This window comes from Enterobacter sp. BIDMC93, assembly GCF_001037805.1.
Lineage (GTDB): Bacteria > Pseudomonadota > Gammaproteobacteria > Enterobacterales > Enterobacteriaceae > Enterobacter > Enterobacter hormaechei_C.
The window spans coordinates 777329-790869 of the sequence record NZ_KQ089962.1 but is presented as its reverse complement, the minus strand read 5'-3'; the positions used below and the strand labels follow the sequence as shown (position 1 = coordinate 790869).

The 13541-nt window shown below is 57.6% G+C and carries 8 protein-coding genes; 2 read left to right on the top strand and 6 right to left on the bottom strand.

The window, feature by feature from the left end; translation table 11 throughout:
• The first annotated feature begins 198 nt into the window (after nucleotides 1–198).
• Entirely contained in the window at nucleotides 199–1707 is a 1509-nt protein-coding gene (glpD, locus tag SK58_RS03640) for a glycerol-3-phosphate dehydrogenase (protein ID WP_015571453.1), read from the top strand.
• Between the two features lie 87 nt (nucleotides 1708–1794).
• Here the strand turns inward: glpD and glgP are convergent, their stop codons facing one another.
• From glgP to asd, 6 genes are all read right to left on the bottom strand, one after another.
• Nucleotides 1795–4242, bottom strand: coding sequence for a glycogen phosphorylase (glgP, locus tag SK58_RS03635; RefSeq protein WP_032103634.1), 2448 nt, complete (start codon nucleotides 4240–4242; stop codon nucleotides 1795–1797).
• An 18-nt stretch (nucleotides 4243–4260) separates the two neighbouring features.
• A complete protein-coding gene (gene glgA / locus SK58_RS03630) occupies nucleotides 4261–5694 on the bottom strand; it encodes a glycogen synthase GlgA (RefSeq protein WP_017384140.1) in 1434 nt (477 codons plus the stop codon).
• A complete protein-coding gene (glgC, locus tag SK58_RS03625) occupies nucleotides 5694–6989 on the bottom strand; it encodes a glucose-1-phosphate adenylyltransferase (protein ID WP_023295538.1) in 1296 nt (431 codons plus the stop codon). Before glgC ends, glgA begins: the two co-directional genes overlap by 1 nt.
• Nucleotides 6990–7006: 17 nt before the next feature.
• Entirely contained in the window at nucleotides 7007–8980 is a 1974-nt protein-coding gene (glgX, locus tag SK58_RS03620; RefSeq protein ID WP_017384138.1) for a glycogen debranching protein GlgX, read from the bottom strand.
• Nucleotides 8977–11163: a 1,4-alpha-glucan branching enzyme gene (glgB, locus tag SK58_RS03615; protein WP_017384137.1), complete on the bottom strand. Its 2187-nt coding sequence runs from the start codon at nucleotides 11161–11163 to the stop codon at nucleotides 8977–8979. The genes glgX and glgB overlap by 4 nt, the downstream gene beginning before the upstream one ends.
• Nucleotides 11164–11402: 239 nt before the next feature.
• Complete coding sequence (gene asd, locus SK58_RS03610; protein ID WP_048219387.1) at nucleotides 11403–12506, bottom strand: aspartate-semialdehyde dehydrogenase; 1104 nt, start codon at nucleotides 12504–12506, stop codon at nucleotides 11403–11405.
• A gap of 178 nt (nucleotides 12507–12684) precedes the next feature.
• Between asd and yhgN the strand changes: the two genes are divergently transcribed.
• Nucleotides 12685–13278: an NAAT family transporter YhgN gene (gene yhgN, locus SK58_RS03600; protein WP_003861574.1), complete on the top strand. Its 594-nt coding sequence runs from the start codon at nucleotides 12685–12687 to the stop codon at nucleotides 13276–13278.
• Nucleotides 13279–13541: the final 263 nt, after the last annotated feature.

Here is a 13541-nt window from a genome sequence, read left to right as displayed (position 1 = left end):
CCCGTGGGAGAGGGCTGGGGTGAGGGCATCAGACCGCACCATTTTACCCCGTAGTGTACGTCCTGGCGGCGGGTAAACGCCATTATGTTATCCATATCACTCTAAATTGTTTTTTTGATGTTACCAAAAGCGCGTTCCTTTGCTATTATGAGCGATATCGAACATTTTTGAGCTTTAACGAAAGTGCATGAGGGTGTTATGGAAACCAAAGATCTGATTGTGATAGGCGGTGGCATCAACGGTGCCGGTATTGCGGTTGATGCCGCAGGACGCGGTTTATCCGTGCTGATGCTGGAAGCTAACGATCTCGCCTGCGCGACGTCGTCCGCCAGCTCCAAGCTGATCCACGGTGGCCTGCGCTACCTGGAACACTACGAATTTCGCCTGGTCAGCGAAGCGCTGGCTGAACGCGAAGTACTGCTGAAAATGGCTCCGCATCTGGCGATCCCGATGCGTTTCCGTCTGCCTCATCGCCCGCATCTGCGTCCGGCGTGGATGATCCGCATTGGTCTGTTTATGTACGATCATCTGGGTAAACGCACCAGCCTGCCGGGTTCGACTGGTTTGCGTTTTGGCTCAGAGTCGGTTCTTAAGCCTGAAATCGTGCGCGGTTTCGAATATTCCGACTGCTGGGTGGACGATGCGCGTCTGGTGCTGGCTAACGCGCAGATGGTCGAGAAGAAAGGCGGCGAGGTGAAAACCCGTACCCGCGCGACCGCCGCACGCCGCGAAAACGGCCTATGGATTGTGGAAGCGGAAGACGTGGATACCGGTGAGAAGTTTAGCTGGAAAGCGCGCGGCCTGGTGAATGCCACCGGCCCGTGGGTAAAACAGTTCTTCGATGACGGTATGCACCTGCCTTCTCCGTACGGCATCCGCCTGATCAAGGGCAGCCACATTGTGGTGCCGCGCGTGCATACCCAGAAACAGGCTTATATCCTGCAAAACGAAGACAAGCGCATTGTGTTTGTGATCCCGTGGATGGACGAGTTCTCCATCATCGGCACCACCGACGTGGAGTACAAAGGCGATCCGAAAAACGTTGAGATCGACGAGAGTGAAGTCAGCTACCTGTTGAAAGTGTACAACGCGCACTTTAAGAAACAGCTGGCGCGCGATGACGTGGTCTGGACCTACTCCGGCGTGCGTCCGCTGTGTGATGACGAGTCTGACTCACCGCAGGCCATCACCCGTGACTATACGCTTGATATTCATGACGTGGACGGTCAGGCGCCCCTGCTGTCGGTATTTGGCGGTAAGCTCACCACCTACCGTAAACTGGCGGAGCACGCGCTGGAGAAACTGGCGCCGTATTACAAAGGCATCGGCCCGGCGTGGACGAAAGGCGCCGTGCTGCCTGGCGGCGATATCGGCGATAACCGCGACGATTACGCCGCGAAGCTGCGTCGCCGCTTCCCGTTCATTACCGAAGGAATGGCGCGCCACTATGCCCGCACCTACGGCAGCAACACCGAACTGTTCCTCGGCGAGGCGAAAGAGATTGCCGATCTGGGCGAGCATTTTGGCCATGAGCTGTACGAAGCGGAACTGCGCTATCTGGTGGAACACGAATGGGTGCGCCGTCTGGACGATGCTATCTGGCGTCGTACTAAAGAAGGGATGTGGCTGAATGCCGAGCAGCAGTCTCGCGTGGCGCAATGGTTGCAACAACATGCGGGAAAGCGTGAATTGTCGTTGGCGTCGTAATTGAAAAAAAGCCGGGTGGCGGCTCCGCCTTAACCGGCCTACTCGATCCCGTAGGCCCGGTAAGCGCAGCGCCACCGGGCTTTGTTTTTACAACCGCACCGGATCAATATGCCAGATATTCTCGGCATACTCTTTGATGGTCCTGTCCGACGAGAAGTATCCCATGTTGGCGATGTTATGCATCGCGGCGCTGGTCCACTTCTCCTGCTGACGGTACAGTTCGTCCACCTTATCCTGACAATCCACGTAGCTGCGGTAATCCGCCAGCACCTGATAGTGATCGCCAAAGTTAATCAGCGAGTCCACCAGATCGCGATAGCGTCCGGGCTCCTCAGGGTTAAACACGCCGGTGGCGATTTGCGTCAGCACCTGGCGTAACTCTTCATCCTCTTCATAATACTCACGCGGCGAGTAGCCCTGCTTGCGCAGCGCCTCCACCTCTTCCGCCGTATTCCCGAAAATAAAGATATTCTCCGCGCCCACATGCTCCAGCATTTCGACATTTGCGCCGTCCAGCGTGCCGATAGTCAGCGCGCCGTTCAGGGCAAACTTCATGTTACTGGTGCCGGATGCTTCCGTCCCCGCCGTGGAAATCTGCTCAGAGAGATCCGCCGCCGGAATAATCAGCTGCGCCAGGCTTACGCTGTAGTTCGGGATAAACACGACCTTCAGCTTATCGCCAATGTCCGGATCGTGATTCACCACCTTCGCCACATCGTTGATGAGATGAATGATGTGCTTCGCCATGTAGTACGCGGACGCCGCCTTACCGGCAAAGATTTTCACGCGCGGCACCCACTCCGCCGTCGGGTCAGCCTTAATGCGGTTGTAGTGGGTAATAACGTGCAGGACATTCATCAGCTGACGCTTGTACTCGTGGATACGTTTGATCTGCACGTCGAACAGCGCTTTCGGGTTCGCCACCACGTTCAGATGCATCGCCAGCCAGACCGCCAGACGCTTCTTGTTCAGCAGCTTGGCTTCCCGTACCGCTTTATTCACCGTCGGGAAATCAATGTGCTGCTCCAGCTCGCTCAGCTGGCTCAAATCCGTGCGCCAGGTGCGCCCAATGTTCTCATCCAGAACATCGGAGAGCGGCTGGTTCGCCAGCGCCAGCCAGCGGCGCGGGGTGACGCCGTTGGTCACGTTGCAGAAACGCGTCGGGAAGATCTTCGCAAAGTCCGCAAACAGGGACTGCACCATCAGGTTCGAGTGCAGCTCTGACACGCCGTTCACCTTGTGGCTGATCACCACCGCCAGCCAGGCCATGCGTACGCGACGCCCGTTGGATTCATCAATGATCGAGGCGCGGCTCAGCAGACCGGTATCGTTCGGGTACTGCTCCTGCAAGGTCTTGAGGAAGTAGTCGTTGATCTCGAAGATGATTTGCAGATGGCGCGGCAGAATTTTGCCGAGCATATCCACCGGCCACGTCTCCAGCGCTTCGCTCATCAGCGTATGGTTGGTGTACGAGAACACCTGGCAGGTTACTTCAAACGCGTCATCCCAGCTGAACTTATGCTCGTCAATCAGCAGGCGCATCAGCTCAGGGATCGACAGCACCGGATGGGTATCGTTGAGGTGAATGGCGGTTTTTTCCGCCAGATTCGCATAGGTTTTGTGCAGCTGATAGTGACGGCTAAGGATATCCTGAATCGTTGCCGAGACGAGGAAATACTCCTGACGCAGGCGCAGCTCGCGGCCTGAGTAGGTCGAGTCATCCGGATACAGGACGCGTGACACATTCTCGGAGTGGTTTTTATCTTCCACCGCCGCGAAGTAGTCACCCTGGTTGAATTTACCCAGGTTGATCTCGCTACTGGCCTGCGCGTTCCACAGGCGCAGCGTATTGGTCGCATCGGTGTCGTAGCCGGGGATGATCTGGTCATAGGCCACGGCGAGGATCTCCTCGGTTTCCACCCAGCGGGATTTTTTCCCTTCCTGCTGAATACGCCCGCCAAAACGCACCTTGTAGCGCGTGTTGTGGCGCTTGAACTCCCACGGGTTACCGTACTCCAGCCAGTAGTCTGGAGACTCTTTCTGACGACCATCCACGATATTCTGCTTGAACATACCGTAGTCGTAGCGAATACCGTAGCCGCGCCCCGGCAGCGCCAGCGTCGCCAGTGAATCGAGGAAACAGGCGGCAAGACGCCCGAGACCACCGTTACCCAGCCCCGGGTCGTTCTCTTCGTCAATCAGCTCTTCTAAATCCAGCCCCATCTCTTCCAGTGCGTTTTTGACGTCGTCATAAATCCCGAGCGATAACAGCGCATTGGAGAGGGTGCGACCAATCAGAAACTCCATCGACAGGTAATACACCTGTCGCGTCTCCTGCGAAAGCTGGGCGCGGTTGGAGCGCAGCCAGCGTTCGACCATACGGTCACGCACCGCAAACAGCGTGGCGTTCAGCCACTCATGTTTGTTGGCAATAACGGGATCTTTCCCAATGGTAAACATCAGCTTATAGGCGATGGAGTGTTTCAAAGCCTCAACGCTGAGCGTGGGGGAAGAGTAGCTAAATGGAGCATTCATATCAGTAACTTCGCCTCGTTACATCAAGCGTTGATAAAGGTCGCGGTAGGACTGCGCCGCAACGTGCCAGCCAAAGTCCATGGACATCGCCTGACGTTGTACGTAACGCCACAGGGATGGACGGGACCACAAGACGAAAGCACGCCGGATCGCCCGAAGCAGCGACCAGGCATTACTGTCCTCGAAAACAAACCCGCTGGCGATACCGTCCGCCAGGTTTTCCAGGGAGCTGTCAGACACCGTATCCGCCAGCCCGCCCGTGCGGCGTACCAGCGGCAACGTGCCGTATTTCAGACCATAGAGCTGCGTCAGGCCGCAGGGCTCGAAGCGGCTCGGCACCAGAATCACGTCCGCGCCGCCCATGATGCGGTGCGAGAACGCTTCGTGATAGCCAATCTGCACGCCCACCTGCCCCGGATGTTCCGCCGCGGCCGCAAGGAAACCTTCCTGCAATACCGGGTCGCCCGCGCCGAGCAGCGCCAGCTGGCCGCCCTGCTCCAGTAATCCCGGCAGCGCTTCCAGCACCAGATCCAGCCCTTTCTGGCTGGTCAGGCGGCTGACCACCGCAAACAGCGGCACCTTGTCGTTGACCTTCAGCCCCATCGCAATCTGTAGCTGGCGCTTGTTCTCCGCTTTGTCCTCCACGGAGTCGCGACCATAGCGCGCCGCCAGCAGGAGGTCCGTTTCCGGATTCCAGATCTGTTCATCCACGCCGTTCAGAATGCCCGACAGGCGACCTTCACGGTGGCGCTGTTGCAGCAGCCCTTCCATACCGTAACCGAACTCCGGCTGGGTAATTTCCCGCGCGTAGGTTGGGCTGACCGCCGTGATGTGGTCGGCGTAGTACAGACCCGCCTTCAGGAACGAAATCTGTCCGTTAAACTCCAGTCCGTGCATGTTAAAGAACGACCATGGCAGATCGATGTCATTCATATGATGCGCGTAATACATGCCCTGATACGCCAGGTTGTGCACCGTAAACACCGATTTGGCCGGGTGCCCCTTCGCCGCCAGATACGCAGGAGCCAGCCCCGCATGCCAGTCATGCGCGTGCACCACGTTCGGACGCCAGAACGGATCCAGTCCGACGGCCATTTCCGCCCCCACCCAGCCGAGCAGGGCAAAGCGCATCACGTTATCGGTATAGGCGTACAGGTTGGTATCGTGATACGGGCTGCCGGGTCGATCGTATAAATGCGGGGCATCAATCAGGTAAATCCCTACGCCATTGTAATGTCCAAACAGCAGGGTGATACGTCCCGCGAAGGTCTCGCGACGGGTAACAACCTTTGCATCGGGAATACCGCGCCGGATATCCGGAAAAGCGGGCAACAACACGCGGGTATCCACCCCTCCGGCGATTTGCGCCGCTGGTAATGCACCAAGAACATCCGCCAGGCCGCCCGTTTTTAACAACGGGAACATCTCAGAACATACGTGTAAAACCTGCATCATCGCTCCTGTTTGATTTGCAGCTTCCGCAACATTTCCCGTGTTACTAACACGATCCCCTCTTCCGAACGGTAGAAACGACGCGCATCTTCTTCCGCGTTTTCCCCAATCACCATCCCTTCGGGAATGATGCAGGCACGATCGATAACGCAGCGACGCAGACGACATGAGCGTCCTACCCAGACATCCGGCAGCAGAACTGCCGAATCGATATTACAGAATGAGTTTATACGCACGCGCGGGAACAGCACGGACTGCACCACCACCGAACCGGAGATAATGCAACCGCCAGAGACCAGCGAGTTGAGCGTCATGCCGTGGCTGCCGGAGCGATCCTGAACGAACTTCGCCGGCGGCAACGATTCCATATGCGTGCGAATCGGCCAGTTCTGGTCGTACATATCTAGCTCAGGCGTGACGGACGCCAGATCGAGGTTGGCTTTCCAGTACGCTTCCAGCGTTCCCACATCGCGCCAGTAAGGCTCCGCATTCGGATCGGACTGCACGCAGGACAGCGGGAAGGGATGTGCATACGCCATGCCAGCTTTGGTAATTTTCGGAATGATATCTTTACCGAAGTCGTGGCTGGAGTTTTCGTCTTTGTCGTCCTCTTCCAGCAGTTCATAAAGATAATCGGCATCAAAGACATAGATCCCCATGCTGGCGAGCGATTTGGTGTCGTCTCCCGGCATGGTTGGCGGGTTCGCCGGTTTTTCGACAAAGTCGATAATCTTGTCGTCGCCATCTACATGCATCACGCCAAACGCGGTTGCTTCCGCAACAGGCACCGGCAGACACGCCACGGTGCAGCGCGCCCCTTTTTCAACGTGGTCGATCAGCATGTGGGAGTAATCTTGCTTGTAGATGTGGTCTCCGGCGAGGATGACGATGTATTCCGCGTTGTAACGGCGAATGATGTCGAGGTTCTGGGTCACCGCATCCGCCGTGCCGCGGTACCAGTTCTCCCCGTGAACGCGCTGCTGCGCCGGGAGCAGATCGACAAACTCGTTCATCTCTTCGCTGAAGAATGACCAGCCGCGCTGGATGTGCTGCACCAGCGTGTGCGACTGATACTGCGTAATGACGCCAATGCGGCGAATGCCTGAGTTCAGGCAGTTGGAAAGTGCAAAATCGATAATACGGAACTTACCACCAAAGTGAACGGCCGGTTTGGCGCGCTTGATGGTCAAATCTTTCAGACGGGTACCACGCCCGCCCGCGAGTATCAGGGCAACTGTTTTTAATGGTAGCTGGCGCGCCAACATTAACGGATCGTTCTTCTCTAATCTAACCATGACTAACTCCTTTTTTATCATCTTTGGAATACGCACACTCCGTGCGCAGGCCCGTGCCAGACAGCCATAACAACCGGATTATCCGCTCCGGCAAAGGGAGGAATGGCTCGCCATTCCCCGTCAGGTAAAACAATCTCTGCAACGTCATCCGTCGCGTTCAGCGTCACCAGCCACGCATCCGAAAGCAGGATTTGCAGACAGGGTATGCCGTGTTGCCACTCTTGCGCGCTTAACGGTTGCGCGTCTTTATTCAGCCAGCGAACGTTTCCGTCGCCCTCTTCCCACCAGCGGTCGGCGGTGAGCGCGGGGATGCGCTGGCGAAGATGGATCAGCGCCGCGGTGAAATGGGTCAGCCCGCTATTCGCTTCTCCCCAGTCGAGCCAGGTCAGGGTGTTGTCCTGGCAATAGGCGTTGTTGTTGCCGTGCTGGCTGTGGCCGTGCTCATCGCCCGCCAGCAGCATCGGCGTGCCCTGCGACAACAAAAGCGTCGTCAGCAGCGCATGAACGCTGGCGCGTCGCCGCTCGATCACATCCAGACTTCCGCCTAACCCTTCTATACCATGGTTGAAGCTATGGTTATTGTTAGTCCCATCGCGATTCTCCTCGCCGTTTGCCTCATTGTGTTTCTGATTGAAACAAACGCAGTCGCGCAGCGTAAAACCGTCGTGTGCCGTCAGCAGGTTAATGGTGGCCGACGGACGTTTGCCGTCACGCTTGAAGAGATCGCTGGAGCCGGCAAAGCGACCGGCAAACTCCCCCAGCGACAGATCGCGCGTCAGCCAGAAGCGGCGGATGGCATCGCGGAAGTGGTCGTTCCACTCGGCAAACAGCGGCGGGAAATTCCCCACCTGATAACCGCCCTCTCCGATGTCCCAGGGCTCCGCGATCAGCTTAACCTTTGAGAGCACCGGGCAGTTTTTGATGGCCTCAAACAGCGGCGCCTGCTGGCTGAACGCCGGGGTGCGCCCCATCACCGGCGCCAGGTCGAAGCGAAAACCGTCCACGTGGAACGTCTCAACCCAGTATTTCAGGCACTCGTACGCGTAATGCGTAACGGCCGGATGACTGAGGTTGAGGGTGTTACCGCACCCGGTCCAGTTCTCGTAATCGCCGTCGTCCCTGATCCAATAATAGCTACGGTTATCGATTCCGCGCTGTGAGAGCGTCGGGCCGTCAAGATCGCTTTCCGCACTGTGGTTCAGCACCACGTCCAGAATGACCTCGATACCCGCCGCGTGAAGCGCCTTCACCGCATCGCGAAACTCATCCCGTGCCTTCTCCGGCTGCACCGCGTAGCGCGGGTCGAGGGCGAACATCGCCAGCGGGTTGTAGCCCCAGTAGTTGCTTAACCCAAGACGCTGTAGCCGCGGCTCGCTGGCGAAATGCGCCACGGGCAACAGCTCCAGCGCGGTGATCCCTAAGTGCTTCAGGTACGCGACCATCGTCGGATGCCCAAGCGCTTTGTAGGTGCCGCGCATCTCTTTAGGGATTGACGGGTGCAGATATGTCAGCCCTTTAACGTGGGCTTCATAAATAACGGTGTTGCCCCACGGCGTGCGCGGCGGGGCATCGTCTTCCCAGTCGTAGAGATCGTGCACCACCACGCTTTTGGGCGCGACGGGCGCGCTGTCGCGGTGGTCAGGTTCGCCGTAGCCAACGTGGAACAGCGAGTCATCTTTAAACTCACCGTCCACGCGGTGCGCGCACGGGTCAATCAGCAGCTTCGCCGGGTTAAACCAGTGCCCCTGAGAGGGCTCCCAGGGGCCGTGTACGCGAAAACCGTAGTGCATCCCCGGCCGTCCTCCGGCCAGGTAGCCATGCCAGGTATCCCCCGTGCGCGCCGGTAAATCGTAACGGTGCTCGTTACCTTCCCCGTCAAACACACAGAGTTCCACCCGCTCCGCATGGGCGGAAAAGAGCGTGAAGTTCACCCCCTTTCCGTCAAAACTCGCCCCGAGCGGTTCGGGTTTACCTGCCGTAAGCTGCGTCATTCACCCTCCCGCACCAGCCAGATTGTGCCAAGCGGCGGCAGCGTCAGGCTCAGGGAGTTCGGACGGCCGTGGCTTTCAATGGCATCGCTCTGCACCAGGCCACCGTTACCCGCGTTGCTGCCGTGGTAGTGCATGGAGTCGGTATTGAGAATTTCGCGCCATTTACCCGGCTGGTTAATGCCGAAGCGGTAGTGTTCGCGCGGCACCGGCGTGAAGTTGCTGGCGACAATGACCTCGTTACCCGCCTTGTCGCGGCGCACAAAGACAAACACCGAGCGCTCGTGGTCGTCCACCACCAGCCACTCAAAGCCGTACGGATCGAAGTCCAGCTCGTGCAGCGCTTTGTGATGGCGATAGGTCAGGTTCAGGTCACGGACCAGACGCTGTACGCCGTGGTGCCAGTTGTCCGCACCTTCCAGCAGATGCCAGTCAAGGCTGCTATCGTGGTTCCATTCGCGGCCCTGAGCGAACTCGTTGCCCATAAACAGCAGCTTTTTACCCGGGAAAGCAAACAGCCAGCCGTAGTAAGCGCGCAGGTTGGCAAACTTCTGCCATGGGTCGCCCGGCATGCGGTCGAGAATGGATTTCTTGCCGTGCACCACTTCATCGTGCGACAGCGGCAGCATGAAGTTTTCGGTGTAGTTATAGAGCAACCCGAAGGTGAGCTTATCGTGGTGATACTGACGATAAACCGGGTCGAGCTTCATGTAGTCGAGCGTGTCGTGCATCCAGCCGAGGTTCCATTTGTACCAGAAGCCCAGACCACCCATTGCCGGTGGACGGGAAACGCCCGGGAAGTCGGTGGACTCTTCCGCCATGGTCACGGCGCCTTCCACCTGCTCGCCGATAATGCGGTTGGTGTTGCGCAGAAACTCAATCGCTTCGAGGTTTTCACGGCCACCATACTCGTTCGGGATCCACTCCCCCTCTTTGCGGCTGTAGTCGCGGTAGATCATCGACGCCACCGCATCCACGCGCAGGGCGTCAATGCCGAAACGTTCGATCCAGTACAGCGCGTTCCCGACCAGGTAGTTCGATACCTCACGGCGACCGTAGTTATAGATCAGCGTATTCCAGTCCTGGTGATAGCCTTCGCGCGGGTCGCTGTGCTCGTACAGCTTTGTGCCGTCGAACTCTGCCAGCGCAAAATCATCCGACGGGAAGTGGCCCGGCACCCAGTCGAGGATCACGTTCAGCCCGGCGGCGTGCGCGGCATCGATGAAATAGCGGAAGTCATCGCGCGTGCCGAAGCGGCGCGTGGGCGCATACAACCCGGTTGGCTGATAGCCCCAGCTGCCGTCAAATGGGTGTTCGTTGATCGGCAGCAGCTCCAGATGGGTAAAGCCCATCCATTTGGCGTACGGCACCAGCTGGTCCGCCAGCTCGCGATAGCTCAGCCAGAAGTTGTTATCGGTGTGGCGACGCCACGAGCCGAGATGCACTTCATAGACGGAGATTGGCGCATCAAAGCGGTTGGCCTGCTTGCGCTCCTCACTCTGGACAACCTTCTCCGGCAGGCCGCAAATCAGCGAGGCGGTATTCGGGCGTAGTTCTGCCTCAAAGGCGTACGGGTCGGATTTAATGCGCAGCTTGCCGTTGGCATCGATCATCTCGAATTTGTAGAGCTGACCGTTGTGCGCGCCGGGGATAAACAGCTCCCAGATGCCGGTTTCCCGGCGCAGGCGCATGGGGTGACGACGACCGTCCCAGTAGTTGAACTGCCCGACGACGGAGACGCGCTGGGCGTTTGGCGCCCATACGGCAAAACGCGTGCCGGTGATACCGTCCATGGTATCCGCATGGGCACCCAGCGTTTCGTAAGGGCGTAAATGGGTCCCTTCGGACAGCAGCCAGGCGTCCATCTCTTTTAAGAGCGGGCCGAAGCTATAGGGATCGTCAATGAGGTTTTGCTGACCGTGCCAGATAACGGCAAGCTGATAACGAAAAGGATTTTTACGGCGGGGCATGACGCCCGAGAAGAAGCCACGCGAGTCGAGGCATTCCAGATTACCCACCTTGCGGCCGGTTTTGGGTTCGATAACCCACACTTCTGTTGCATCCGGTAACAGCGCCCGAACTTCCAGTCCGGCCTCTGTACGGTGCATCCCTAGCACAGAAAAGGGGTCGGCAAAGTGACCCGCAATAAGCGCATTAATCACGTCTCTCGAAATACGATCGGACATGGTGTTCATCCTGTTTTTTTATGTCGCCCTTTTTACGCGCTCCGGGACGACTTTTAATGTGACCTAAACGGTGCAGTTAATCCTCTCTGCTCCGCCCTACCCTCAGGTGAGAAATAAATCTTCCTTAAAGCATAGCCAACGTCGTGGGTCCTCCTGATAAAAAATAAGACATCTGCGTTTTACTCCATGTAGTACGCAAAAAAAGGGGGTGACAATCACCCCCCGTGTTTAACAAATTATTACGCCAGCTGGCGCAGCATGCGGCGCAGCGGCTCGGCTGCACCCCACAGCAGCTGATCGCCAACGGTGAATGCGGAGAGGTACTCCGGCCCCATGTTCAGCTTGCGCAGACGACCAACCGGGGTGGTCAGCGTGCCGGTAACGGCTGCCGGGGTCAGTTCGCGCATGGTGATATCGCGATCGTTTGGCACCACTTTCGCCCACGGGTTGTGTGCGGCCAGCAGCTCTTCCACGGTCGGAATAGACACATCTTTTTTCAGTTTAATGGTAAAGGCCTGGCTGTGGCAGCGCAGCGCGCCGATACGCACGCACAGACCGTCAACCGGAATGGTGTTCGCGGTGCCGAGGATTTTGTTGGTCTCAGCCTGGCCCTTCCACTCTTCGCGGGTCTGGCCGTTATCCAGCTGTTTGTCGATCCACGGGATCAGGCCACCGGCCAGCGGTACGCCAAAGTTATCCACCGGCAGCTCGCCGCTGCGGGTGAGCTGAGTGACTTTACGCTCGATGTCGAGGATGGCGGACGCCGGGTCTGCCAGCTCGGCAGCGACGCTCTGGTGCAGCTGGCCCATCTGGGTCAGCAGCTCACGCATATGACGCGCGCCGCCGCCGGAGGCCGCCTGGTAGGTCGCCACGGAGCCCCACTCCACCAGATCCTGTGCGAACAGGCCGCCGAGGGACATCAGCATCAGGCTGACGGTGCAGTTACCGCCAACAAAGGTTTTCACGCCGTTGTTCAGGCCGTCAGTGATGACGCCCTGGTTAACCGGGTCAAGAATAATGATGGCATCGTCTTTCATGCGAAGCGAAGAGGCCGCATCAATCCAGTAGCCCTGCCAGCCGCTTTCACGCAGCTTCGGATAGATTTCGTTGGTATAATCGCCGCCCTGGCAGGTCACAATAATGTCGAGTGCCTTCAGCGCTTCCAGATCGTAAGCATCCTGCAACGTGCCTGTGGTACCCCCAAAGGACGGTGCAGCCTGGCCGAGCTGGGAAGTGGAGAAGAAGACCGGGCGGATGGCGTCGAAATCGCGCTCTTCAACCATGCGTTGCATGAGTACAGAGCCGACCATACCGCGCCAGCCGATAAAACCAACTTTTTTCATAGCATTTTTTTCCTGCAAGGGGTGTGTGCTGATTGTGCAAGCCAGTATTGAACTGGGATATGCTTCACATTACAAAATGCTGCCAAAGTCGCAAGCGAAATTAATCGATGATTGCCCGGCAATCAGAAAAAGTGCTAATCATCGCAATGACCACAATAAGTATCAGGGATAATTTAAGATGAGTGAAATCATTTCCGCAGCGGTTTTATTGATCCTGATTATGGATCCGCTCGGTAATCTGCCGATCTTCATGTCGGTGCTGAAGCATACCGAGCCGAAGCGCCGCCGGGCGATCATGATCCGCGAGCTGCTCATCGCCCTGCTGGTGATGTTTATCTTCCTGTTCGCCGGTGAAAAAATCCTCGCTTTCCTGAACTTACGCGCCGAAACGGTCTCCATTTCCGGCGGGATCATTTTGTTCCTGATTGCTATTAAGATGATTTTCCCGAGCGCGGAGGGCAGCAGCAGCGGCCTGCCTGCGGGTGAAGAACCGTTTATCGTGCCGCTGGCAATTCCGCTGGTCGCCGGGCCAACGATTCTGGCGACGCTGATGCTGCTGTCGCATCAGTATCCAAATCAGATGAGCCATCTGGTGATTGCCCTGCTGATCGCCTGGGGCGGGACGTTTATTATCCTGTTGCAGTCGTCGCTGTTCCTGCGCCTGCTGGGTGAGAAAGGGGTGAACGCGCTGGAGCGCCTGATGGGGCTGATTCTGGTGATGATGGCGACGCAGATGTTCCTGGACGGGATCCGGGCATGGATGAAAGGGTAGGTAAAAGCAAAACGGTAATCTTAGATTGCCGTTTTTAGTATTTGCCCCCTCTCCCCGTGGGAGAGGGCCGGGGTGAGGGCATCAGGCCGCACCCTAAAATAATATTTCGTTTTGCGAGCCGCCTTCCAGAGCCTCTCTTGCCACTCCGCCCCCAACGCAGTATCTTCTTGCCGCGCCTGCAAAATCAGGCGTCAGGGTTGGTCCCCTGTTATCCTCATCCGCGATGAATCTCTTTTTATCGCGCAGTCAGTTACACTTCAATG

Bases quoted from the DNA above. Each gene is read 5' to 3' on its own strand.
- glpD (WP_015571453.1), top strand. From the start codon at position 199: ATGGAAACCAAAGATCTGATTGTGATAGGCGGTGGCATCAACGGTGCC.
- glgP (WP_032103634.1), bottom strand. From the start codon at position 4,242: ATGAATGCTCCATTTAGCTACTCTTCCCCCACGCTCAGCGTTGAGGCT.
- glgA (WP_017384140.1), bottom strand. From the start codon at position 5,694: ATGCAGGTTTTACACGTATGTTCTGAGATGTTCCCGTTGTTAAAAACG.
- glgC (WP_023295538.1), bottom strand. From the start codon at position 6,989: ATGGTTAGATTAGAGAAGAACGATCCGTTAATGTTGGCGCGCCAGCTA.
- glgX (WP_017384138.1), bottom strand. From the start codon at position 8,980: ATGACGCAGCTTACGGCAGGTAAACCCGAACCGCTCGGGGCGAGTTTT.
- glgB (WP_017384137.1), bottom strand. From the start codon at position 11,163: ATGTCCGATCGTATTTCGAGAGACGTGATTAATGCGCTTATTGCGGGT.
- asd (WP_048219387.1), bottom strand. From the start codon at position 12,506: ATGAAAAAAGTTGGTTTTATCGGCTGGCGCGGTATGGTCGGCTCTGTA.
- yhgN (WP_003861574.1), top strand. From the start codon at position 12,685: ATGAGTGAAATCATTTCCGCAGCGGTTTTATTGATCCTGATTATGGAT.